We start from the raw sequence: 22,294 nt of genomic DNA on the forward strand, positions 1-22,294 counted from the left end.
ATCCTCCCAAAAACACGGGGGCGATCATGCCCCCGTGTCGTCAAAAAGCTACCAGCCAAATATCCTGTCAGAACACTGAAGGTGCCTAAGTGAACTGCATTAGCGCTTTCGAGCGCCGTTTTTAATTTTCCTATTGCAGATAATAATTATCCACGATAGTATATATCCATGATAAAGGAGCCGATCCAATGAAGCTGGGCGAGGGCGTTGAGGCAGCTATCCATTGCGCTGCCACGCTGGCTAGTGTGGAGGGGAACAGCACCATGCCTGGCGCCGCTCTGGCCGAGTCCTTTGGCCTGTCGCCTAGCTATCTGCTGAAGCATCTCAACATGCTGAGCGCGGCGCGCATCCTGGAATCGGTGCCCGGGCCTGCCGGTGGCTATCGGCTGGCGCGGCCGGCCGAGCGCATCACGCTGCTCGACATCGTGCTGGCCATCGAAGGGCGCGAGCCGGCTTTCCGTTGCGGCGAGATCCGCCAGCGCGGTCCGGTGAAGCTCGATGCTTCGGCCTATGTCAAACCCTGCGGCATCAACGCCGCGATGCTGAAGGCCGAGCGTGCCTATCGCGCCGCGCTCGCCGAGACCAAGCTGTCCGATATCGTGGCCACCTATGCGGCAGAAGGCGATCCCAGGTCGCTTGCTGCGAGCTGCGCCTTCGTCGAGCGCCACCAGCGGCCGCAGAAATCCAGTTAACCCCGTAGACCCAAACCCAAAGCAGATTTGAAAGGACAGGAAGATGAAACAGAGGCTGCAATTTTTCGCCAAGGCGCCGGAGATCATGAAGGCTGTGTCGGCGCTCAACAAGGCGGTGGACGAATGCGGGCTCGAGGTGAGCCTGCTGCACCTGATCAAGCTCAGGGCATCGCAGATCAATGGCTGCTCGTTCTGCGTCGAGATGCACAGCCGCGAGGCGAGGCGCGACGGCGAGACCGAGCAGCGGCTCTATCTGGTTTCAGCCTGGAAGGAATCGCCGCTGTTTTCCCTGCGCGAACGCGCTGCCCTGGCCTGGACCGAAGCCGTCACCTTGATCGCCAGCAATGGCGTGCCGGACGAACTCTATGCAAAGACGCTCGAGCATTTCTCGGAAGAGGAACTGGTCAAGCTTTCCGTTGCGCTCGGCATGATCAACACCTGGAACCGGCTGTGCATCCCGTTCCAGGCCATTCACCCGGTGCCGGCGGCGAAGGCCGCCTGATTGTCCGGTTATGTTGGGAGCGCCGTCGAAAGGCGGCGCTCCACTTTCAAAGGGAGCGTTTGATGCCTGCCGATTTGCCTTCGACCTTGTTGTTTCTCGCTCGCCTGTTGCTCGGCGGCGCCTTCGTCTTCGCCGGCCTGCGCAACATCCAGAACGCGGCCTTCCTGACCCAGCTGATGGCCGCGCGCGGTGTGCCGCAGGCAAGATTGGCGCTGTGGCTCGGCATCGTGCTTCAGATCGCCGCCGGCGTGCTGGTCATCGCAGGATTGTGGACGGCACTCGCGGCCGCGGTGCTGCTGCTGTTCCTCATCGTCGCCACGCCGATGTTTCACAATTTCTGGGACCATCAGGGCCAGGACCGTGCGTCCCGCATCAACGGCTTCGTCGGCAATGTCGCGCTGAGCGGTGGCTTTCTGACCCTGATCGCGCAATCTGTTTGACGCACAGTTCCATGCCGACTGCGGCCTCTGGTGCCCACGGCTCGATCATAAAATCGGAACCAATCGAGCCGTTGACGCATTTCACACCTGCATGCCCAGCATCCAGGATGGAATATGAAAATCGCCCATGTCGCGCCGCTTTATGAATCGGTGCCGCCAAGGCTCTATGGCGGCACCGAGCGCATCGTCTCGTATCTGACCGAAGCGCTGGTCGATCTGGGCCATGAGGTGACGCTGTTCGCCAGTGGCGACAGCCAGACTTCCGCGACGCTGGTACCCAGCCGGGAACGCGCGCTGCGCCTCGATCCGCGTCCGCTTAAATCCGAGATCGCGGCGCATCTTTCGATGCTTGCGCAGGTGAGGGAACGGGCGTCGGAGTTCGACGTCATCCACTTCCATCTCAGCCATTTCCTGCACTTTTCCTTCTTCGAGGATCTCGCCGACCGCACGGTGACGACACCGCATGGCAGGCTGGATTATGTCGACCTGGCGCCGGCCTATGAACGGTTTCCGCGTTTTCCCCTGATTTCCATTTCGCACAGCCAGAAGGCGGGCTTTGCCAACGCCAACTGGTTGGCGACGATCCATCACGGATTGCCGACCACTCTCTACGAACCGACTTTTGAGACGACGGCGGAAGAACCCTACCTTGCCTTCCTCGGCCGGTTCTCACGCGACAAGCGCCCGGACCGCGCCATCGAGATCGCCTTGCGTTCGGGGCTCAAGCTCAAGCTCGCGGCAAAGATCGGCGACGACGACCGCGCCTATTTCCACGAGGTGGTCGAACCGTTGATCGACGGCGATCGCATCGTCTATGTCGGCGAGATCGAGGAGGACCAGAAGGCGGAATTTCTCGGCAAGGCGGCCGGCCTGCTGTTCCCGATCGACTGGCCGGAGCCGTTCGGCCTTGTCGCCATCGAGGCCATGGCCTGCGGCACGCCGGTCATCGGCTGGAATTGCGGCGCGCTGCCCGAAATCATCGATCAAGGCGTCACCGGTTTCATCGCTGACACGGTGGACGGCGCGGTCGCCGCGGTGCCCGACTTGCTGCAACTCGACAGGCGAAAGGTGAGGGCCGTTTTCGAAAAGCGGTTCTCCGCTCGAAGAATGGCTGGCGATTATCTGGCCGCCTATGCGGGCCTGATCGGCGTCCCGAGCGCGGCGAAGGCGTCTTGAGCAACGACGTGCTCGAGCCACGACAACGAAACAACAGGGATCTTTGACGAATGGCCCAACTCGATGAGCGCCAGCTCGATCCCGCGGTTGCGCTTGCATCGCTCGACGCCACCGCCCCTCGCGAGCCGCATCGGTTGTTTGCCCTCAAGCAGGGCGATTGCTTCGCGGTTGCCGACGCCTATGGCGACATACGCGGAGCCGGCGACGGTTTCTTTCGCGACGACACACGGGTTCTTTCCGAGTTCCGGCTGACCGTCGGCGGCAGGCAGACATCGCTGCTCGGCGCCTCGCTCAGCCAGGACAATGTGCTGTTCACCACCAATTTGACCAATCTGCCGATACAGAGCGCCGGTGGACGCGACATCCCGCAGGGAGCCATTCACATCGAACGCGTCAGGCTGCTTTGGCAGGACAGGCTGTTCGAACGCATCACCCTTTCCAATTACAGCCGGGAACACTCGACGATCAGCGTTTCCCTGCACTATTCCGCCGATTTCCGCGACATGTTCGAAGTGCGCGGCTCGACACGGCTGAAGCGCGGGCTGGCCCATGCCGCCGAAACAGACGCGACGTCCGTCCTGCTGCGCTATGACGGGCTCGACGGCCTGGCCCGCCTCTCTGCGATATCGTTCTCGCAGGCGCCGGACCAACTGACAGCCACCCGTGCCGATTTCCTGATCGCCGTCACCAAGCGCAGCAGGAAGGTGCTTTATGTCGAGGTCGGTCCCGAGGTGGCCGATAAGCCCGACCGCGACCGGTTTCGCGCCGCTGCCGCCCGCGCCCGCTTTGGCATGCGGGCCAAACGTCGCCATGGCGCGACGGTGCGCAGCTCGGGCCGCGTCTTCAACGACTGGGTCGAGCGCGCCCGCGCCGATGTCGCGCTGCTGACCACCGAACTGGCGACCGGCCCCTATCCCTATGCCGGCATCCCCTGGTTCTCGACGGCGTTCGGTCGTGACGGCGTCATCTCGGCACTGCAGATGCTGTGGCTCAATCCGGGCCTGGCGCGGGGCGTGTTGGCCTTTCTGGCCCAGCATCAGGCGACCGAGACATCGCCGTTCAGCGATTCGCAGCCGGGCAAGATCATGCACGAGACCCGCAAGGGCGAAATGGTGGCGCTGCGGGAGCTCCCCTTCGGCCGCTACTACGGTGGCGTCGATACGACACCGCTCTACATCTATCTTGCTTGTGCCTACGCCGATCGTACCGGTGACATGGCGTTCATCGACGGCTTGTGGCCATCGCTGTGCGCTGCGGCCGAATGGACGGAGGAGGCGGGCCGGGAGACCGGATTCGTCACTTACCAGCGAGCGGCCGAGTCCGGCCTCGCCAACCAGGGATGGAAGGACAGTTTCGATTCGGTCTTCCATGCCGATGGCCGCATTCCCAAGGGTCCGATCGCCCTGGTCGAAGTGCAAGGCTATGTCTTTGCCGCTTTCCGGGGGCTGGCCAAGCTTGCCCGCCGCCGTGGGGAGGACGACAGGGCCGACCATTGGGATGGTCGCGCCGAGGCGATGCGGGTCGCCGTGGAACGCGATTTCTGGCTTGACGATCTCGGCTTCTATGCCCTCGCGATCGACGGTGCGGGCGAGCCCTGCAAGGTGCGGACCTCGAATGCCGGGCATCTGCTTTTTGTCGGATTGCCTGAGCCGGCGCGGGCCCAGATGGTCGCCGACCAGCTGCTTTCCGCCTCCTTCCATTCCGGCTGGGGACTGCGGACGCTCGCCGACGATGCCGTGTTCTTCAATCCGATGTCGTACCACAATGGCTCGATCTGGCCGCACGACACCGCCCTGTGCGGTGCCGGCCTGGCGCGCTATGGCGAGCGCGAAAGCGTGGTTCGCCTGATGAGCGGCACATTCGAATCCGCAGTCCATTTCAACATGCGGCTGCCCGAACTGTTCTGCGGTTTTACACGTGCGCCGGGCGAAGCACCCATCGCCTATCCCGTCGCCTGCCTGCCGCAGGCGTGGTCGGCGGGCTCCGCCTTCATGCTGATGCAGGCCTGCCTTGGCTTGGAGATCGACGGCTGGGATGGTGAGATTCGCGTTAGCCGTCCCAGGCTGCCGATCGGCATCGACACGCTGACACTGCGGCACCTGGGCGTCGGCGACCGGGTGGTCGATCTCACCTTCCAGCGCGTCGGCGACCGGGTCGTCGCTTTCGTTGCCGACCGCCATGAAGGGCTGGTGCCGCTCATCGTAAGGACATGATCCGAACAAAATTGGCGGAACCGATCCGAGCTTTGTGCGTTGCAAAAATACAGGTCCGAACGCTGACCACGTGGTCGGCGGACCTTTTCAAACGGGAAACACGAACAAACGGTCGCCAACGGCCGGGTGAGTTGACATTCAATGACAAACTACGGTGCGGAACTGCTCTGGGTTCTGACCTTCGCGAGCCTCGGTTTTTCCGCTCTTGCCGTATTCCTCTCCCTATCGCGGCAGCGCCGCAGCCACCCTCCGGCGGTTGCCCATACAGCGGGCGAAGACGTGGCCGCGGAGGCGGCGCGCAAGGTGATACGTGAGTTCGAAAAGAACGGCCAATCGGCCGATGCGGCGCTGGTGACGTGGTCGCCCGAGACATTGCGCAAGATCCTCGCCGACGATCTGCCCGATGCGCAGGTCATCGTGGTGTCGAACCGCGAACCCTATATCCACAACATCAGGGATGATGGCGTCGAATTGTTGGTGCCGGCCAGCGGGCTGGTGTCCGCGCTCGAGCCGATCACCCGCGCCTGTGGCGGCACCTGGATCGCCTATGGCGGCGGAACGGCGGACCGCCTCACCGTCGACGACCACGACCGGGTACAGGTGCCTCCCGGCCATCCGTCCTATACGCTGCGCCGGGTCTGGCTGACGGAGGAAGAACATCAGGGTTATTATCTCGGTTTCGCCAATGAGGGGCTCTGGCCGCTTTGCCACATCGCCTTCACCCGACCGATTTTTCGCGCCTCCGACTGGGCTGCCTATGAAGCCGTTAACCGGAAGTTTGCCGATACGGTGGTTGCCGAAGCGCGCAACGAGCGGCCGATCGTGCTGGTCCAGGATTACCACTTCGCGCTGCTGCCGCGCATGATCCGCGAGCGCCTGCCGGAGGCGATCGTCATCACCTTCTGGCACATCCCATGGCCGAACTCGGAGGTGTACAGCATCTGCCCTTGGCGTGAACGCATCCTCGAGGGGCTGCTCGGCAGCTCTATCATCGGTTTCCACACCCAGTTCCACGCCAACAATTTCACCGAAAGCGTCGATCGCTTCCTGGAAAGCCGCATCGAGCGGGCCGATGCGGCGATCTCCTACGGTGGCCAGACGACGCTGGTGCACGCCTATCCCATCTCGATAGAATGGCCGGCGGACCTGTTGGCAAAATTGCCTGACGTCGATGACTGCCGGGCCCGCCTGCGCAACAGGTTCGGACTGAAGGCGGATGTGAAGCTGGCCGTGGGTGTCGAGCGTCTCGACTACACGAAGGGCATTCTGGATCGATTTCAGGCGCTGGACGAATTGTTCAAGCGATACCCTGAATGGATCGGAAAGCTGGTTTTCCTGCAGATCGCGGCTCCCAGCCGCGGCACGCTGCCGGCTTACAAGCTGCTCCACGACGAATGCCACCGCTATGCCGAGGAGCTCAACCAACGCTATGGCAGCGAGGGCTACAGACCGGTGATCATGGTGGCCGAGCATCACTCGCAGGAACAGGTCTATGAGATCTATCGCGCCGCCGACATATGCATGGTCACCAGCCTGCATGACGGCATGAACCTGGTCGCCAAGGAGTTCGTCGCGGCGCGCGACGACGAACAGGGCGTCTTGATGCTCAGCACCTTCGCCGGCGCCTCGCGCGAATTGCTGGAGGCGCTGATCGTCAACCCTTACGACGCCGCCATGATGAGCGAAGCGCTGCTGCAGGCGCTGATCATGACTTCAGACGAACAGCGCGAGCGTATGCGGCCCATGCGCGAGACGATCCGCAACAACAATGTCTATCGCTGGGCCGGCAGCATGCTTCTGGATGCAGCGCGCTTGCGCAAGCGCGGTGACCTCGACCGGGTAACCGGTGTCGGTGACCGGCTGCCTAGCGTCGACAATGTCGTGTCCATGTTCGAGCGCAAGCGGGTAGTCATGTCATGAACGAGGTTCTGCAAAAGATGATCAGCGAAAGCCCGCAAAAGCCGCAGGCCGTCATGCCGAAACCGCAGACTGTGCTGACCGGCGAATGGGCGTTGTTCCTCGACATCGACGGCACCCTGCTGGAACATGCCGAACACCCGGACGCCGTCTCGGTCAGCGACGAGCTTCGCTCCTTGCTGCAAGGCCTGGACCGCAAGCTGGACGGGGCATTGGCCTTCATAACAGGCCGCTCCGTTGCGGCTGTCGACCATCTGTTTCAGCCTCTGAAACTGCGCGCCGCCGGGCTCTATGGACTGGAGCACCGGCTCCTGCCGAACGACGACGTCGAAGTAGCAGACGAGCCGGCGGATATTTCTGCGCTTGCCGACGAGATCGAGGCCGAGCTCGGTCGTGGGGCTTATATCGAGCGCAAAGGACGGGTGCTGGCCATCCACACGCGCGCCGCCCCCCATCTGCTTCCGCGTGCGACGCAGCTTGTCGAGCAGGCGCTGGCCACGCTGCCAAAGGGCTACCGGGTGATTGCCGGCAATGCCGGTGTGGAGTTGCTGCCGCTCGAGGCCGCCAAGGGCGCCGCGATCCGGCGATTCATGGACATCGCGCCATTCACGGGCCGCCGCCCGGTCTTCCTGGGCGACGACACGTCGGACGAAAACGGCTTCGAAACCGTCAATGATGCGGGCGGCATATCGATACGGGTCAAACCACCGGCGCAAACCACCGCGCAGTACGGGCTGGCCGGCGTTGCCGAGACGCTAGCCTGGCTGAGAGGTCAACTTTAGGTCCAGCTGACGCACCGCGATCGCGCCTCCTGGAAAAGACAAGGAAAGGAACGGTTTCGATGGGACGCTTTGCACAATTGGTCCGAGAGATCACCCCGAACTGGCTGCACTCTCGCTCCTCCCGCCATGAGATTGCCGACGTTTCACCGTCGGACGCGGATTTCAGCTGGCAAGAAGCGGTCGACAACAAGATGTATGGGGCGGATACATCTGACTATTCCCATGTGCCGGAAAAGCCTGTTTCGGCAAAACCGACAGGCGACAGGCCTGCGGACGAGAACGACCGTGTTCCAAAGAAGGCCAATTAAGGGTCCCGCCGGAGCCCGATAATCGCTGTTCCTATGCCGCAAATCGCAGGCCGCCATCGCAGGTCAGCACCTGGCCGGTCATGAAGCCGTTGGAGACGAGGAAGGCGATTGCGTCGGCTACGTCTTCGGCCCGGCCGACGCGGCCGACCGGGGTCTTGCCGGCATAGTCGGCAAAGATCGTTTGCTTTTGCTCCTCGGCCAGAAAATCCCACCATGGCGTGTCGATGACGCCCGGCGCCACGACATTGACGCGCAGCGGCTTCAGTTCCACCGCCAGGATCGGCACCACGGTCAACAGCATGCCGTTGATGGCGGCGATGCCGGCGACGCCCGGCGCCGCGAGCTGCGCCGACACCGCCGAGACGAAGGTGACCGATCCGGCCTTGTTCAGCGTCGGCAGGGCCGCCTGCAGGCAGGACAGCTGCGGCCGGACTTTCTCATCCACGCCACTGCCGATGTCGCTCAGGTCAAGCGTCGGGAAGGGGCCGAGGCCCTTGCCGCCGCTGGCCGCCAGCACCAGATGGTCGAAAGGACCGAGGCTCTCGAAGAACTGGCGGACCTCATCCGGCTTCGCGGCGTCGAAAGCAGCCTTCCCGGCAGTGCTGCCAAGGCTTGTCCAAGCGCTCTTCAGTTTGTCCTCGTTGCGCCCAGTGATGGTCACCTTCATGCCCGGGCCAAGCAGTTTTCGCGCCGTCGCCAGGCCGATGCCGGACGAGCCGCCGATGACGACGGTGTGTTCGATTGTCTTGGTCATCAATGGTCTTCCTTCGATATGGGGGAGGCCGTGCCGATGAGATCGAGGCTCAAGGCTCGCAACTGTTGCCTTGCCTTGGCGTCATAAGCCTGGGCGTCGGCACGGGATTCCCGCAGGCCGTCGAAATAGAGGCCGCTTTTTCCGTCGAGCGCGGGTGAGGCGGCGAGGTTGAGGATGGCCTCGGCACCGGTCTCGACCGAACACCACGGCGTCACACCAGCCTGCCGGACCATGGTGGTATTCATGTAACTCGCCGGGTGCAGCGCGTTGACGGTGACGCCGGTACCTTTCAACTGTTCGGCCAAATCGACGGTGAACAGGATCTGCGCCAGCTTGCTCTGGCAATAGGCGCGCACGCCGTCATAGGAGCGGGTCAGCATGACATCGCTGAAATCGACCGCCTGCTGTCCGGCCGAGGCGACATTGACGATGCGGGCCGGCGCACTCGCCTTCAGCAACGGCAGAAGCTCCGATGTCAGCACGAAACCGGCGAGATAATTCACCGCGAAGCGCAGTTCGTAGCCGTCGGCGCTGATCTGTCTTTTGGCACCTTGGCCCGCCGTGCCGATTCCGGCATTGTTGACGAGGATGTCGAGCCGGCCCGTCCGGGCGCGCACGGCTTCGGCAAGCCGGCGCACTTCGGCCAGCGAAGAGAGGTCGGCGACCAGAAGCTCCGCCATGCCGCCGGCCGCTTCGATCTCGGTGACAACAGCCTTGCCGCGCCTCGCATCGCGGCCATGCACCATCACACGGGCGCCCGCGGCGCCGAGCCGTTGCGCGACGACGCGGCCGACGCCATCGGTCGAACCGGTGATGAGGATCGTCTTGTCTTTGAGTTCCATGTTCAGAGCCTCCGTTCTGTTGCTCTGAACGGAAGATGGGACAGTTGGCGCGAGCCAAACAGTTCAAACTTTATCCTGGTATCAATACTGCTATACTGGGCGCATGGAGTCCCAACCCCACGCGGCCCCAAACCACTCCGCTGAAGACAGCCGCCGGCGCGAACTCGGCGCCTTCCTGCGCTCGCGCCGCGAAAGGCTGACGCCCTCGGCCACCGGCATCGCCACCGGTCTCAGGCGGCGCACGCCGGGACTACGGCGCGAGGAGGTGGCGATGATCGCCGGCGTCGGCACCACCTGGTACACATGGCTGGAGCAGGGGCGGGAGGTCAGGCCCTCGGTCGAGGTGCTGACGGCACTCGCCGAAGCACTGCGCCTCGACGCCGCCGAAAAACAGCATCTGTTCATCCTTGCCGACCGCCAGCAGCCGGAGCGCCGTGCCGTGGCGCCGGAAAGGGTCGACGGCCCCTTGCTGCACATGCTGCAGAGCCTGGTGCTGCAGCCGGCCTATGTCGTCGGGCGGCGCTGGGATGTGCTGGCCTGGAACCCGGCGGCGGTGGCGGTGTTCGGCGACTATGGCCTGCTGGAAGGGGATGCCCGCAACATCGTCCACATGGTGTTCACCAGCCCGCACCACCGGCGCCTGCTGGTCGACTGGGAGCAACTGGCGCGCACCGTGCTGGCCTCGTTCCGGGCCGCGAGCGCCCGCTATGTCGGCGATCCGGATTTCGAGCGGCTGATCGAGTTGATGACGCGTTCGAGCCCCGAATTTCGTGCCTGGTGGCCGCAGCGCGACGTCGCGCACCGATTGTCGGGGGTGAAACATGTCCGGCACCCGAGCGCGGGCGCCATGAGCTTCGAGCATATGAGCCTGTCGATCGGCGACGGCTCGGACATGAAGCTGATCGTCTACACGCCGCTCGCCGAGCAGAATTCGATCGCCAAGCTGCAGACATTGCTGGATGAACTGCCGGCCAAGCGGCGCAGCGCCTGAAGCGTCAGGTCTTCGGCTTCAGCCCATCAAGAAACAGTTGTTCCAGGAAGCGGGCCGCATCCTCGAAGCGGCCGTCGCCGCCGCGGTTCGGCCCGAGCACGGCGCGGACCTGGACGTCGAAATCGGCATAATGCTGCGTCGTTGCCCAGATCGAGAAGATCAGGTGCCACGGATCGGTCTTGGCGATCTTGCCAGCGCGCATCCAGCCCTTGATGACGGTCGCCTTCTCGTCGACCAGCGTCTTCAACTCTCCGGCCAGCAGCGGCATGATGCGCGGCGCGCCTTGCAGGATCTCGTTGGCGAACAGCCGGCTCTCGCGCGGAAAGTCGCGCGCCATCTCCAGCTTGCGCCTGATGTAGCTGCGCAGTTCGGTAAGGGGATCCCCAATGTCGTCGAGTTCGCGCAGCGGCGCCAACCAGGTGTCGAGCAGGCGCTGCATCAGCGTTTCGTGGATGTCTTCCTTGCGGCGGAAATAATAGAGCAGGTTGGGCTTCGACATGCCTGCGGCTTCGGCGATCTGGTCGATGGTCGAGCCGCGGAAACCGTTGGCGGAGAAAACCTCGAGCGCCGCCTCCAGGATGAGTTCGCGCTTTTCCTGCTGGATGCGGGTGCGGCGAGGGGCGTCCGTGGCGATGGTCACCGTTGCAAGCCCTCGTGTTGAGGGTCCTCTGGACCAATTCTCTGGACCAGTTTTTCCCTAGCCTGTGGAACGCACTTCAGGTGCCGCATTTCCGCTAGTAATCCTTGACCGCTGAGAGGGCGGTGCTAACGTTTGTCCAATCGGTCAAAAATTTGCGTAGCATGAAAACGCGGCAAAGACCAAGCGTTGGGCGCAGCGAAACAGTTTACAAGGGGAAGTCCTGGTCATGTCCAACCGGCTGAAAGTCACGCCGAACGATCTCAGCGCATTCTGGATGCCGTTCACGGCAAACCGGCAGTTCAAGCAAGCGCCGCGCATGATGGTGTCCGCCAAGGACATGCACTACACGACCAGCGACGGCCGCAAGGTGCTCGACGGCACCGCCGGCCTGTGGTGCGTCAATGCCGGCCATTGCCGGCCGAAGATCACCGAAGCGATCCAACAGCAGGCCGCCGAGCTCGACTATGCGCCCGCCTTCCAGATGGGCCATCCGATCGTCTTCGAACTGGCCAACCGCCTGGTCGACCTCGCGCCCAAGGGCATGGATCATGTCTTCTTCACCAATTCCGGTTCGGAATCGGTCGAGACGGCGCTCAAGATGGCGATCGCCTATCACCGTGTTAAAGGCGAGGGCTCGCGCACCCGGCTGATCGGCCGCGAGCGCGGCTATCACGGCGTCAATTTCGGCGGCATCTCGGTCGGCGGCATCGTCACCAACCGCAAGATGTTCGGCACGCTGCTCGGCGGCGTCGACCATATGCCGCACACGCATCTGCCGGAAAAGAACGCCTTCACCAAGGGCGTGCCGGAGTATGGCGCGGAACTCGCCAACGAACTGGAGCGCATCGTCGCCCTGCACGACGCTTCCACTATCGCCGCCGTCATCGTCGAGCCGGTCGCCGGCTCCACCGGCGTCATCCTGCCGCCGAAGGGCTATCTCGAGAGGCTACGCGAAATCTGCACCAAGCATGGCATCCTGTTGATCTTCGACGAGGTCATCACCGGTTTCGGCCGTCTCGGCACGCCGTTCGCCGCCGACTATTTCGGTGTCACGCCCGACATCATGACCACCGCCAAGGGCGTCTCCAACGGCGTCATCCCGATGGGCGCGGTGTTCGTGAAGAAGGAGATCCACGACGCCTTCATGACCGGCCCCGAGCACATGATCGAGTTCTTCCACGGCTACACCTATTCGGGCAACCCGATCGCCTGCGCGGCCGCACTCGGCACGCTCGACACCTACAAGGAAGAGGGCCTGCTGACCCGTGGCGAGGAGCTGGCGCCGTACTGGGAAGACGCGCTGCATTCGCTGAAGGGCGAGCCGAACGTCATCGATATCAGGAACATCGGCCTGATCGGTGCGATCGAGCTGGCGCCGATCGCCGGACAGCCGACCAAGCGGGCCTTCTCGGCCTTCGTCAAGGCGTTCGAGCGCGGCGCGCTGATCCGCACCACCGGCGACATCATCGCGCTGTCGCCGCCGCTGATCATCACCAAGGGCCAGATCAACGAATTGATCGACCATGTGCGCGAAGTGCTGAGGTCCATCGATTGACGGACTGACACGATATCCCTCGCCCTGGAGGAGAGGGTCGCCGCGAAGCGGTCGGGTGGGGTCGGTGCGGCAGCGCGCCGACCTGATCTTTTGCTGCAACGAACGGTTATAGTCAGGCGGGCAACGCGCCGATCCCGGTCAGGATCACCCGCTTGATATTTTCCTTGGCTTCCCGCCATTGCCGGTCGGACAGCGGCTTGCCGCCATTGAGCGTCTCGATCTGGTGACCGAAATCGGCGTAGTGCTGGGTCGTAGCCCAAAGCATATAGAGCAGATGGCGCGGATCCACCGGGTCCATCTTGGCTTCCTCGATCCAGCGCCTGATGATCTCGACGCGGCCGTCCGTCCATTCGCGCAGCGTCGATTCCATATAGTCCTGAAGCACCGGCGCACCGTGCATCACTTCAGAGGCCCAGACCTTCGAGCCGTCAGGATGGCGGCGTGATATTTCCATCTTGGCGTCGATATAGGCACTGATGCCGTCTATGGGTCCGCGCGCCGCGTCGAAGCAATTGGCCGCCTGTAGCCAGATTTCAAAGATGTTTTGAACGACCGACCGGTAAAGCTCTTCCTTGGTGGCGAAATAGTAGTGGAGATTTGCCTTCGGCAGTCCCGCCAGATCCGCGATCAACTGCATCGTGGCGCCCCCGAACCCTGCCTCCGCAAACACCTTCTCGGCAGCGACGAGAATGGTTTTTTCATTCTCTCGTCGGATCTCCTGTCGCCGCATGGGGCGGGTGGGTTCTGCCATGTCTACCCCAAGATTCTAGTTGACCGCTTGGTCAGGTTGTGTAGTTTAAAAGCTGACCATACGGTCAAGCTGTAAATCACTCAAGGGGCGACAAGAACCCTGGCGTAGATGGGAACTCAAGATGGCCGCACCCGGTGAGAATCTGCGAATCAATTCAGACCGTTTGTGGGATTCCATCATGGAGATGGCGAAGATTGGCCCCGGCATTGCCGGCGGCAACAATCGTCAGACCCTGACCGACGAAGACGGCGAAGGGCGGCATCTGTTCAAGCGCTGGTGCGATGCGGCCGGGCTCGAAATGGGCGTCGATGAAATGGGCACGATGTTTGCCCGCCGCGAAGGCACCGATCCCAGCCTGCCGCCGGTCTATGTCGGCAGCCATCTCGATACGCAGCCGACCGGCGGCAAGTATGACGGCGTGCTCGGCGTGCTGGGTGGGCTTGAAGTGGTGCGCTCTCTCAACGATCTCGGCATCAAGACCAAACATCCGATCGTCGTCACCAACTGGACGAACGAGGAGGGCTCGCGCTTCGCGCCGGCGATGATGGCGTCCGGCGTGTTCGCCGGCGTGCTCGACCAGGCCGATGTGTACGGGCATGTCGACAAACAGGGCAAGAAATTCGGCGAGGAACTCGAGCGCATCGGCTGGAAAGGCAGCGAGAAGGTCGGCGACCGTAAGATCCACGCCTTCTTCGAACTGCATATCGAACAGGGTCCGATCCTCGAGGACGAAGATATCGACATTGGTGTCGTCACCCATGGCCAAGGCCTTAAATGGCTGCAGGTGACGCTGACCGGCAAGGAAGCCCACACCGGCTCGACGCCGATGCCCAAGCGCCGCAATGCCGGGCTCGGCATGGCGCGGGTGATCGAACTGGTGCACGAGATAGCCATGGACTACCAGCCCGATGCCGTCGGCGCGGTCGGCCACATGGAGGTCTATCCCAATTCGCGCAACATCATCGCCGGGCGCACCGTCTTCACCGTTGATATCCGCTCGCCGGAAAAGGAAGTGCTGGACGCGATGGATGGCCGCATCCGCGAAGGCATCGACACGATCTGCGATGCACTCGACATTCGCTACGAGATCGAACAGGTCGGTGCTTTCGATCCGGTGACCTTTGATGCCGGCTGCGTCAAGGCGATCCGTGATGCCGCCGAACGCCTCGGCTATTCCCACCGCAACATCGTCTCCGGCGCCGGTCACGACGCCTGCTGGATCAACCGCGTCGCGCCCACCGCCATGGTGATGTGCCCCTGCGTCGACGGGCTGAGCCACAACGAAGCCGAGGAGATCACCAAGGAATGGGCCTCGGCCGGGGCCGACGTTTTGTTCCATGCGGTGGTGGAGACGGCGGAGATCGTCGGGTGAGAGGTCGGCGCTGTACCCCCACCCCTAACCCCTCCCCACAAGGGGGAGGGGGACTTCCGTTGGTGCTAATCTTGGCAAATTGTCTACGTTTCCACACCGAGAGGAAAGTTTGGGCTCGCGGCAGCGTTCCCTCCCCTTTGTGGGGAGGGTTAGGGTGGGGGTCCACCTTCGCAAGAATCCTTTTTATGCATTCTTTCAAAGGCTTTGAACGTCGGGCTGTGATAGCGCGACGCCAAGTCTCCCTCCCTTGCGGGGAGCGATTGAGGGTGGGGGGTACTCTTGGCACCGACCGGAATTGATCCTGCTGCTATCGAACGTGCCAGGGTCCTGCGTCGGAACATGACGGAAGGCGAGCGGAAGCTCTGGTCCGAGTTGAAGGAGTTCCGTCGCCTATACGGTTTACACGCCAGAAAGCAGGCACCGATCGGCCCTTACGTTGCTGACTTTGTTCTGCATGAGAAGAACCTCGTTATCGAGGTGGATGGAGAGCATCACTTCACGCCGGAGCAAATGGAGAAGGATCGGACACGCGACGCATGGTTTGGCCGACAGGGCTATCGTGTATTGCGGTTTTCGACCGGAGATCTGGCGAACTCTTTCGATGGTTGCATCGAGGAGATATTGGGAGAAGTTGGAGTCATGTAGCGCCGCCGCTTCGGTCCTGAACCGATCTGAAACACTACCGAGACGCTCGTAAGAAGCGCGGCAAGAACAAGGGAACAACCAATGACCAAAGTCATCCGAAACGGCACCATCGTCACTGCCGACCGCACCTGGAAGGCCGATGTGCTGATGCAGCACGGCAAGATCGTGGCCATCGGTTCGGGCCTGCATGGCGACCACGAGTTCGATGCCACCGGCTGCTATATCATGCCGGGCGGCATCGACCCGCACACCCATCTCGAAATGCCGTTCATGGGCACCTATTCGGCCGATGATTTCGAATCCGGCACGCGCGCGGCGCTCTCCGGCGGCACGACGATGGTGGTCGATTTCTGCCTGCCGGCGCCGCAGCAGTCGCTGCTCGAAGCCTTGCAGATGTGGGACAACAAGACCTCGAAGGCGTCCTGCGACTACTCCTTCCACATGGCGATCACCTGGTGGGGCAAGCAGGTGTTCGACGAGATGGCCACTGTCGTCGACAAGGGCATCACCTCGTTCAAGCATTTCATGGCCTACAAGGGCGCGCTGATGGTCGACGACGACGAGATGTATGCGTCGTTCCAGCGCTGCGCCGATCTCGGCGCGCTGCCGCTGGTGCATGCCGAGAATGGCGACGTCGTTGCCGCCCTGTCGCAGAAGCTGCTGGCTGCCGGCAACAACGGCCCCGAGGGCCACGCCTATTCACGGCCACCCGAAGTGGAAGGCGAGGCGACCAACCGCGCCATCATGATCGCCGACATGGCCGGCGTGCCGCTCTATGTCGTGCATGTCTCCTGCGAGCAGAGCCATGAGGCGATCCGCCGGGCGCGGCAGAAGGGCATGCGGGTGTTCGGCGAACCGCTGATCCAGCACCTGACGCTGGACGAGAGCGAGTATTTCGACAAAGACTGGGATCATGCGGCGCGCCGCGTGATGAGCCCGCCCTTCCGCAACAAATTGCACCAGGATTCGCTGTGGGCCGGCCTGCAGGCGGGCTCGCTGCAGGTGGTGGCGACCGACCATTGCGCTTTCACCACCAAGCAGAAGCGCAACGGCGTCGGAGATTTCACCAAGATCCCGAACGGCACCGGCGGGCTCGAAGACCGCATGCCGGTGCTGTGGACGACGGGCGTCAACACCGGCCGGCTGACGATGAACGAGTTCGTCGCGGTGACCTCGACCAACATCGCCAAGATCCTCAACATGTATCCGAAAAAGGGCGCCATCGTCGAAGGCGCGGATGCCGACATCGTCGTCTGGGATCCCAAGCGAAAGAAGAAGATCACTTCTAAGCAGCAGCAGTCCGTCATCGACTACAACGTGTTCGAAGGGTTCGAGGTGACCGGTCTGCCGCGGTTCGTGTTCTCGCGCGGCGAACTGTCGATCCAGGAGGCCGAGATCAAGGCCAAGCCCGGGCATGGAGAATTCGTCGGCCGCGAGCCGAATGCGGCGGTCAACCGGGCGCTGTCGACGTGGAAGGAAATCTCCGCGCCGCGGAAGGTGGAACGCACCGGCATCCCGGCGACCGGGGTTTGAGCTTGGCGCGTTCGGCCGCGCTCATTTCGTTGGTCCTGATGGCAACTGCCTCAGGTCCGGCAGCAGCGGACGGCCTACTGGCCGGCTCCTGGGGCAATGATGTCGGCTGCGCCGGCGTCAAAGCCGGTTATCAGGAGAGCGATGCCTATATCGTGCTGACCGCCGAAGGCGTCGAGACCTATGGCAGCGGCTGCCGGTTCACACAGCAATTGACATCGGTGCTGGGCGCGCAATCGCTTGGCGCGACCTGTTCGGCGGAAGGCGAGGCGGGAACGACAATCGAAACCGTCATGGTCACCAACAAGGGGGAGGATGGTTTCTTCGTCACCATCCCCGGCCTTGAGGAAATGGGGCCGCTGCAATTATGTTCGTGACGGTGCCGATGGCGGCCATTCCGTCGATGCTGGCCTCACGCGACCAGCGCATCCAGTTCCGGCAGCAGGACGACGCTTTCCTGTTCGTTGGGATCGGTGCGCGCAATGACGGCCGAAGACGGGGCGCTGCTCAGATTGGCCGGCAGATGCGGCACGCCGGCGGGAATATAGAAAAGGTCGCCGGCCTTGGTGACGATATGATGCTCGAGCCGGTCGCCGTACCAAGTGTGGACTTCGCCGGAGAGCACATAGATCGCCGTCTCGTGGCTCTCATGCATATGCGCCTTGGCGCGCGCGCCGGGCGGGATGGTGAGCATGTGCATGCAGATGCCGGAGGCGCCGACGGTTTCGGCGGTAATGCCGGCGAAATAGGTCAATCCCTGCTTGCCTTCATAAGTGCTTTCAGGGCGGATAAGATGACAAGTGGGTTTGGGCGACATCGGGGAAACTCCGGGCGTCGATCGAGTGGGACAAGACCAATGGGACAGGGCGAGTGGAAAACAACATCGCGATAAAAGCAATCGGATTCCAGCCGCCGCAGGGACGGAAACAGGCAGGCGGCAGCCGATGACGGGGACTTCGCCAGCCGTCGTCGCGGCAAGCAAACTCGGACTGACCTTCCAGACCAATGACGGGCCGGTGCAGGCGCTGTCCAATGTCGATCTCACCATCGGCAAAGGGGAGTTCGTCTCCTTCATCGGGCCTTCGGGCTGCGGCAAGACCACGCTGCTGCGCGTCATCGCCGATTTGGAGAAGCCGACCTCGGGGACGATTTCGGTCAACGGCATGACAGCAGAACAGGCGCGCGAGAAACGCGCCTATGGCTATGTTTTCCAGGCCGCCGCCCTGTTTCCGTGGCGGACGATCGAGCGCAATGTCGGGCTGCCGCTGGAGATCATGGGTCTGTCCAAGGCGGAGCAAGGCGAGCGTATCAAGCGCACGCTCGACCTCGTCAACCTCTCTGGTTTCGAGAAGAAATATCCCTGGCAGCTCTCGGGCGGCATGCAGCAGCGCGCCTCGATCGCCCGTGCGCTGGCCTTCGACGCCGACCTGCTGCTGATGGACGAGCCGTTCGGCGCGCTGGACGAGATCGTGCGCGATCATCTCAACGAGCAATTGCTGGAATTGTGGGGACGCACCAACAAGACCATCTGCTTCGTCACGCATTCCATTCCGGAAGCCGTCTATCTGTCGACGCGCATCGTCGTCATGTCACCGCGCCCGGGCCGCGTCAGCGACATCATCGAATCGACGCTGCCGAGAGAGCGGCCGCTCGACATCCGCGAGACGCGGGAGTTTCTGGCGATCGCAGCGCGCGTGCGCGACGGGCTGCGGGCAGGGCACAGCTATGATGATTGAGGGAGCAAACGACGGGCTCCTTCCTCTCCCCACCGGGGAGAGGGTGGCCGGAGCGAAGCGGAGGTCGGGTGAGGGGGCGGCCACCCGCGCCTTCGTCATCCTAGGGCGGAGCCGATGCGAAGCGGCGAGCGCAGACCCTAGGATCCATGCCGTGACGTCTGCCGAAAGGCCAAAACGGTTGAGAATATCGGCCAAGCAGGGCGAGGCAGAGGGGATCATGTTCGGCACCGTTGCGGAGCGGAGAGGTAACGGCATGGATCCTAGGGTCTGCGCCGCGTCGCTTCGCTCCTTGCTTCGCCCTAGGATGACGAACGCGTGGTGGGTCGCTCGCGTTACGCAGAGCGCACGCCTGTCCGGCGAGGCCTGCTAGATGGACACCTTCCGCGACAAACTCATCCCCGTCACCTCGATCCTCGCTGGGGTGGTCGTGCTCTGGTATGTCTTCGCTGTCATCCTCAACACACCGTTCCAGCGCGATCTCGACCGCCGTGCCAATGAGACCTCCACGTTCAGCGAACTCATCGGCAAGACGTTGTCGCAGCCGAAGCCGACATTGCCGGCGCCGCATCAGGTGGCGGTGAATTTCTTCGAGAACACCTTCCTGCGGCCTATCACCTCGAACCGCAGCCTCGTCTACAATGCCTGGGTGACGCTGTCGTCGACGCTGCTCGGCTTTGCCTTCGGCACCGCGCTCGGCATCATCATTGCGGTCGGCATCGTGCATGTGGCGACGCTCGACCGCAGCCTGATGCCGTGGATCATCGCCTCGCAGACCATCCCCATCCTGGCGGTGGCGCCGATGATCATCGTCGTGCTGGGGGCGATCGGCATCAGCGGCCTGATCCCGAAGGCGATGATCTCCACCTATCTGTCGTTCTTCCCGGTGACTGTGGGCATGGTGAAGGGGCTGCGCTCGCCCGAGATCATGCATCTCGACCTGATGCACACCTACAATGCCAGTCGTGCGCAAACCTTCTGGAAGTTGCGCGTGCCGGCTTCGGTGCCGTTCCTGTTCACCTCGATGAAGGTGGCGGTGGCGGCAAGCCTGGTCGGCGCCATCGTCGGCGAACTGCCGACCGGCGCTGTCGCCGGCATCGGTGCCAAGCTTTTGGCTGGCGCCTATTACAGCCAGTCCATCGACATCTGGTCGGCGCTGGTCGCCGGTTCGGTGGTGGCGGCTCTTCTGGTCATGGTGGTCGGCATTGCCGGGCGCCTCGTCGACCGCGCCATGGGCGGGAGGCCGGCATGAACCGGCTGAAACCCTCCTGGCAAGCGGTGCTGGCGATCACGCTGTGCTTGATCGCTGTGGCGCTCGGCCCGATCGCCGCGCCGAAAGTCGATGCACTGGCGCAGCCTTCAGGGACGTTGATATACCCCTATGTGGCGACGAACTGGCTGATCTTCGGCGTGCTGCTTCTTGTTGCCTTGATCACGATGGCCAGAATACCGTCCGTCGTCGAAGCGGTTGTGCTTTTCATCGGCGCACATCTGGTCGCCTGGCTGCTGATTGGCGGCATCGCCGGCTTCGAGGGCCTGGCACGGGCGCCCTATTTCCTGCTGCTCACGGGTGCCTGGCTGCTTGGCTGGCGCTGCGTGGCGGTGCTGTCATCATTGCGTCCCTTCGCCAAATGGGCTCGCACCGCGCTGCGCCTGATCATCCCGGCCATCTTCGGCGCCTGGATACTGATCATCTGGGAAGCGGTGACGCGCGGGGCCGGCATACCCTTCATCCTGCTGCCGCCGCCAAGCGCCATCGGCGCACGCATCGCCGGTTCGCTGCCGGTGCTCGGCGCCGATGTCCGCCAGACCATCTTCAAGGCGGTGATCTTTGGCTATGTCGTGGGCAGCGGCGCCGGCTTCATCACCGCGGTCCTCGCCGACCGTGTGCCGTTCCTGCGGCGCGGGCTCTTGCCTATCGGCAACATGGTCTCGGCGCTGCCGATCATCGGCGTGGCACCGATCATGGTGATGTGGTTCGGCTTCGACTGGCAGTCCAAGGCGGCGGTGGTCATCATCATGACCTTCTTCCCGATGCTGGTGAACACGGTCGCCGGCCTTGCCGCCTCCGGCCACATGGAGCGCGACCTGATGCGCACCTATGCGTCGGGCTACTGGCCGACGCTGCTGAAGCTCAGGCTGCCGGCCGCAGCGCCCTTCATCTTCAACGCGCTGAAGATCAACTCGACGCTGGCGCTGATCGGGGCCATCGTTGCCGAGTTCTTCGGCACGCCTGTCGTCGGTATGGGCTTCCGCATCTCGACCGAGGTCGGGCGGATGAACATCGACATGGTCTGGGCCGAAATCGCAGTTGCAGCACTTGCGGGTTCGGTCTTTTATGGCGTGGTCGCTCTTGTCGAAAGAGCCGTCACGTTTTGGCATCCCTCTGTCCGTGGTGGATAGGGGCGGTGGGTTTAGGGCACTAACTTCAGAGGGTAAAAAAATGAAAAGACTGATTATTCCCGTTCTGGCCGGCGCGATGTCGCTCGCCGCGTTCCAGGCAATGGCCGCCGACAAGGTGACGTTGCAACTGAAATGGGTCACGCAGGCCCAGTTTGCCGGCTACTATGTCGCCAAGGCCAAGGGTTTCTATGAGGCCGAAGGTCTCGACGTCGACATCAAGCCGGGCGGTCCCGATATCGCGCCCGAGCAGGTGATCGCCGGCGGCGGCGCCGATGTCATCGTCGACTGGATGGGCGGTGCGCTGGCTGCCCGCGAAAAGGGTGTGCCGCTGGTCAACATCGCCCAGCCGTTCAAGAAGGCCGGCATGGAACTGGTCTGCCCGAAGGACGGCCCGATCAAGACCGAAGCCGACTTCAAGGGCCACACGCTCGGCGTCTGGTTCTTCGGCAACGAGTATCCGTTCTACGCCTGGATGAACAAGCTCGGCCTCAAGACCGACGGCGGCCCGGACGGCGTCACCGTCTTGAAGCAGAGCTTCGACGTGCAGCCGCTGATCCAGAAGCAGGCGGATTGTATCTCGGTCATGACCTACAACGAGTACTGGCAGTTGATCGACGCCGGCTACAAGCCCGAACAGCTGACCGTGTTCAACTACTCGGCCATGGGCAACGACCTGCTCGAGGACGGGCTCTATGCGTCCGAAGACAAGCTCAAGGACCCGGCCTTCGAAGACAAGATGGTGCGTTTCGTGCGCGCCTCGATGAAGGGCTGGAAATACGCCATCGACAACAATGACGAGGCCGCGGGCATCGTCATGGACGGCGGCGGCCAGGACGAGAACCACCAGAAGCGCATGATGAGCGAAGTCGCCAAGCTGATCGACAATGCCGACGGCAAGCTCGACCCGGCGACCTACGAACGCACCGCCAAGGCGCTGCTCGACCAGAAGATCATCACCAAGGAGCCGACCGGCGCCTACACCACTGCCATCACCGACAAGGCCGTGAAGTAAGCCTAGTCGGCAACACATCTATCCAGAAAGCGGCGC

At 62.9% G+C, this 22,294-nt stretch carries 23 protein-coding genes; 18 read left to right on the plus strand and 5 right to left on the minus strand.

What is annotated here, in order from left to right; genetic code table 11:
• Positions 1-188 precede the first annotated feature (188 nt).
• From NKI66_RS24935 to NKI66_RS24970, 8 genes are all read left to right on the plus strand, one after another.
• On the plus strand, positions 189-692 hold the full coding sequence (locus NKI66_RS24935; protein ID WP_023813203.1) for an RrF2 family transcriptional regulator: 504 nt from the start codon (positions 189-191) through the stop codon (positions 690-692).
• A 43-nt stretch (positions 693-735) separates the two neighbouring features.
• Positions 736-1,194 (plus strand): carboxymuconolactone decarboxylase family protein, encoded by a 459-nt coding sequence (locus NKI66_RS24940; RefSeq protein ID WP_023813202.1) that lies wholly within the window; start codon positions 736-738, stop codon positions 1,192-1,194.
• A gap of 62 nt (positions 1,195-1,256) precedes the next feature.
• Positions 1,257-1,634 (plus strand): DoxX family protein, encoded by a 378-nt coding sequence (locus NKI66_RS24945; protein ID WP_023813201.1) that lies wholly within the window; start codon positions 1,257-1,259, stop codon positions 1,632-1,634.
• A gap of 114 nt (positions 1,635-1,748) precedes the next feature.
• A complete protein-coding gene (locus tag NKI66_RS24950) occupies positions 1,749-2,810 on the plus strand; it encodes a glycosyltransferase family 4 protein (RefSeq protein ID WP_023813200.1) in 1,062 nt (353 codons plus the stop codon).
• A 50-nt stretch (positions 2,811-2,860) separates the two neighbouring features.
• Positions 2,861-5,023 (plus strand): amylo-alpha-1,6-glucosidase, encoded by a 2,163-nt coding sequence (locus NKI66_RS24955; RefSeq protein ID WP_352551725.1) that lies wholly within the window; start codon positions 2,861-2,863, stop codon positions 5,021-5,023.
• A 141-nt stretch (positions 5,024-5,164) separates the two neighbouring features.
• Positions 5,165-6,943 (plus strand): alpha,alpha-trehalose-phosphate synthase (UDP-forming), encoded by a 1,779-nt coding sequence (locus tag NKI66_RS24960; protein ID WP_352753342.1) that lies wholly within the window; start codon positions 5,165-5,167, stop codon positions 6,941-6,943.
• 17 nt (positions 6,944-6,960) lie between these two features.
• Positions 6,961-7,722, plus strand: coding sequence for a trehalose-phosphatase (gene otsB / locus NKI66_RS24965; protein ID WP_502900968.1), 762 nt, complete (start codon positions 6,961-6,963; stop codon positions 7,720-7,722).
• Positions 7,723-7,781: 59 nt separating this feature from the next.
• Positions 7,782-8,030: a hypothetical protein gene (locus NKI66_RS24970; protein WP_128303451.1), complete on the plus strand. Its 249-nt coding sequence runs from the start codon at positions 7,782-7,784 to the stop codon at positions 8,028-8,030.
• 31 nt (positions 8,031-8,061) lie between these two features.
• On the opposite strand, the gene NKI66_RS24975 is transcribed toward NKI66_RS24970, so the two are convergent.
• Both NKI66_RS24975 and NKI66_RS24980 read right to left on the minus strand, forming a co-directional pair.
• On the minus strand, positions 8,062-8,784 hold the full coding sequence (locus tag NKI66_RS24975; protein WP_352753346.1) for an SDR family oxidoreductase: 723 nt from the start codon (positions 8,782-8,784) through the stop codon (positions 8,062-8,064).
• Complete coding sequence (locus NKI66_RS24980; RefSeq protein WP_352753348.1) at positions 8,784-9,626, minus strand: SDR family oxidoreductase; 843 nt, start codon at positions 9,624-9,626, stop codon at positions 8,784-8,786. The genes NKI66_RS24975 and NKI66_RS24980 overlap by 1 nt, the downstream gene beginning before the upstream one ends.
• 103 nt (positions 9,627-9,729) lie before the next feature.
• Here NKI66_RS24980 and NKI66_RS24985 point away from each other — a divergent pair, with 103 nt between their 5' ends.
• Positions 9,730-10,617, plus strand: a complete 888-nt coding sequence (locus NKI66_RS24985; protein WP_128303454.1) for a helix-turn-helix transcriptional regulator — start codon at positions 9,730-9,732, stop codon at positions 10,615-10,617.
• 4 nt (positions 10,618-10,621) lie between these two features.
• Here the strand turns inward: NKI66_RS24985 and NKI66_RS24990 are convergent, their stop codons facing one another.
• A complete protein-coding gene (locus NKI66_RS24990) occupies positions 10,622-11,257 on the minus strand; it encodes a TetR family transcriptional regulator C-terminal domain-containing protein (RefSeq protein ID WP_023813192.1) in 636 nt (211 codons plus the stop codon).
• A gap of 226 nt (positions 11,258-11,483) precedes the next feature.
• Here NKI66_RS24990 and aptA point away from each other — a divergent pair, with 226 nt between their 5' ends.
• The gene (aptA, locus tag NKI66_RS24995; protein WP_128303455.1) at positions 11,484-12,812 is read left to right on the plus strand and encodes an omega-aminotransferase AptA; all 1,329 of its coding nucleotides are present in this window, start codon (positions 11,484-11,486) and stop codon (positions 12,810-12,812) included.
• Positions 12,813-12,924: 112 nt separating this feature from the next.
• Here the strand turns inward: aptA and NKI66_RS25000 are convergent, their stop codons facing one another.
• A complete protein-coding gene (locus NKI66_RS25000; protein WP_013530908.1) occupies positions 12,925-13,563 on the minus strand; it encodes a TetR/AcrR family transcriptional regulator in 639 nt (212 codons plus the stop codon).
• A 121-nt stretch (positions 13,564-13,684) separates the two neighbouring features.
• Here NKI66_RS25000 and NKI66_RS25005 point away from each other — a divergent pair, with 121 nt between their 5' ends.
• The 4 genes from NKI66_RS25005 (at position 13,685) to NKI66_RS25020 (ending at position 17,487) form a co-directional block, all read left to right on the plus strand.
• On the plus strand, positions 13,685-14,935 hold the full coding sequence (locus NKI66_RS25005) for a Zn-dependent hydrolase (RefSeq protein ID WP_352443083.1): 1,251 nt from the start codon (positions 13,685-13,687) through the stop codon (positions 14,933-14,935).
• A 279-nt stretch (positions 14,936-15,214) separates the two neighbouring features.
• Entirely contained in the window at positions 15,215-15,580 is a 366-nt protein-coding gene (locus tag NKI66_RS25010; protein WP_127296053.1) for an endonuclease domain-containing protein, read from the plus strand.
• Between the two features lie 81 nt (positions 15,581-15,661).
• Positions 15,662-17,113 carry a dihydropyrimidinase gene (gene hydA, locus NKI66_RS25015; protein WP_023813189.1) on the plus strand — a complete coding sequence of 484 codons (1,452 nt, stop codon included), beginning with the start codon at positions 15,662-15,664 and terminating at the stop codon, positions 17,111-17,113.
• A gap of 2 nt (positions 17,114-17,115) precedes the next feature.
• A complete protein-coding gene (locus tag NKI66_RS25020; RefSeq protein WP_023813188.1) occupies positions 17,116-17,487 on the plus strand; it encodes a hypothetical protein in 372 nt (123 codons plus the stop codon).
• Between the two features lie 35 nt (positions 17,488-17,522).
• Here the strand turns inward: NKI66_RS25020 and NKI66_RS25025 are convergent, their stop codons facing one another.
• Complete coding sequence (locus tag NKI66_RS25025; RefSeq protein WP_127296050.1) at positions 17,523-17,927, minus strand: cupin domain-containing protein; 405 nt, start codon at positions 17,925-17,927, stop codon at positions 17,523-17,525.
• 127 nt (positions 17,928-18,054) lie between these two features.
• Here NKI66_RS25025 and NKI66_RS25030 point away from each other — a divergent pair, with 127 nt between their 5' ends.
• From NKI66_RS25030 to NKI66_RS25045, 4 genes are all read left to right on the plus strand, one after another.
• On the plus strand, positions 18,055-18,846 hold the full coding sequence (locus tag NKI66_RS25030; RefSeq protein WP_352753351.1) for an ABC transporter ATP-binding protein: 792 nt from the start codon (positions 18,055-18,057) through the stop codon (positions 18,844-18,846).
• 370 nt (positions 18,847-19,216) lie between these two features.
• On the plus strand, positions 19,217-20,095 hold the full coding sequence (locus NKI66_RS25035) for an ABC transporter permease (protein WP_023813184.1): 879 nt from the start codon (positions 19,217-19,219) through the stop codon (positions 20,093-20,095).
• Positions 20,092-21,246, plus strand: a complete 1,155-nt coding sequence (locus tag NKI66_RS25040) for an ABC transporter permease (RefSeq protein ID WP_352753353.1) — start codon at positions 20,092-20,094, stop codon at positions 21,244-21,246. The genes NKI66_RS25035 and NKI66_RS25040 overlap by 4 nt, the downstream gene beginning before the upstream one ends.
• 40 nt (positions 21,247-21,286) lie before the next feature.
• Positions 21,287-22,258 carry an ABC transporter substrate-binding protein gene (locus NKI66_RS25045; RefSeq protein WP_013894623.1) on the plus strand — a complete coding sequence of 324 codons (972 nt, stop codon included), beginning with the start codon at positions 21,287-21,289 and terminating at the stop codon, positions 22,256-22,258.
• Positions 22,259-22,294 lie beyond the last annotated feature (36 nt).

Origin of the sequence: Mesorhizobium sp. M0518, assembly GCF_040321125.1 — a bacterium.
Taxonomy (GTDB): Bacteria; Pseudomonadota; Alphaproteobacteria; order Rhizobiales; family Rhizobiaceae; genus Mesorhizobium.

Excerpts from the sequence above, each read along its gene's own strand:
- NKI66_RS24940 (WP_023813202.1), top strand. The coding sequence starts at position 736 with ATGAAACAGAGGCTGCAATTTTTCGCCAAGGCGCCGGAGATCATGAAG.
- NKI66_RS25035 (WP_023813184.1), top strand. The coding sequence starts at position 19,217 with ATGGACACCTTCCGCGACAAACTCATCCCCGTCACCTCGATCCTCGCT.
- hydA (WP_023813189.1), top strand. The coding sequence starts at position 15,662 with ATGACCAAAGTCATCCGAAACGGCACCATCGTCACTGCCGACCGCACC.
- NKI66_RS24950 (WP_023813200.1), top strand. The coding sequence starts at position 1,749 with ATGAAAATCGCCCATGTCGCGCCGCTTTATGAATCGGTGCCGCCAAGG.
- NKI66_RS24980 (WP_352753348.1), bottom strand. The coding sequence starts at position 9,626 with ATGGAACTCAAAGACAAGACGATCCTCATCACCGGTTCGACCGATGGC.
- otsB (WP_502900968.1), top strand. The coding sequence starts at position 6,961 with ATGATCAGCGAAAGCCCGCAAAAGCCGCAGGCCGTCATGCCGAAACCG.
- NKI66_RS24985 (WP_128303454.1), top strand. The coding sequence starts at position 9,730 with ATGGAGTCCCAACCCCACGCGGCCCCAAACCACTCCGCTGAAGACAGC.
- NKI66_RS24960 (WP_352753342.1), top strand. The coding sequence starts at position 5,165 with ATGACAAACTACGGTGCGGAACTGCTCTGGGTTCTGACCTTCGCGAGC.
- NKI66_RS24955 (WP_352551725.1), top strand. The coding sequence starts at position 2,861 with ATGGCCCAACTCGATGAGCGCCAGCTCGATCCCGCGGTTGCGCTTGCA.
- NKI66_RS25000 (WP_013530908.1), bottom strand. The coding sequence starts at position 13,563 with ATGGCAGAACCCACCCGCCCCATGCGGCGACAGGAGATCCGACGAGAG.
- NKI66_RS25025 (WP_127296050.1), bottom strand. The coding sequence starts at position 17,927 with ATGTCGCCCAAACCCACTTGTCATCTTATCCGCCCTGAAAGCACTTAT.
- NKI66_RS25030 (WP_352753351.1), top strand. The coding sequence starts at position 18,055 with ATGACGGGGACTTCGCCAGCCGTCGTCGCGGCAAGCAAACTCGGACTG.
- NKI66_RS24935 (WP_023813203.1), top strand. The coding sequence starts at position 189 with ATGAAGCTGGGCGAGGGCGTTGAGGCAGCTATCCATTGCGCTGCCACG.
- NKI66_RS25045 (WP_013894623.1), top strand. The coding sequence starts at position 21,287 with ATGAAAAGACTGATTATTCCCGTTCTGGCCGGCGCGATGTCGCTCGCC.
- aptA (WP_128303455.1), top strand. The coding sequence starts at position 11,484 with ATGTCCAACCGGCTGAAAGTCACGCCGAACGATCTCAGCGCATTCTGG.
- NKI66_RS25005 (WP_352443083.1), top strand. The coding sequence starts at position 13,685 with ATGGCCGCACCCGGTGAGAATCTGCGAATCAATTCAGACCGTTTGTGG.
- NKI66_RS24975 (WP_352753346.1), bottom strand. The coding sequence starts at position 8,784 with ATGACCAAGACAATCGAACACACCGTCGTCATCGGCGGCTCGTCCGGC.
- NKI66_RS25040 (WP_352753353.1), top strand. The coding sequence starts at position 20,092 with ATGAACCGGCTGAAACCCTCCTGGCAAGCGGTGCTGGCGATCACGCTG.
- NKI66_RS24970 (WP_128303451.1), top strand. The coding sequence starts at position 7,782 with ATGGGACGCTTTGCACAATTGGTCCGAGAGATCACCCCGAACTGGCTG.
- NKI66_RS24945 (WP_023813201.1), top strand. The coding sequence starts at position 1,257 with ATGCCTGCCGATTTGCCTTCGACCTTGTTGTTTCTCGCTCGCCTGTTG.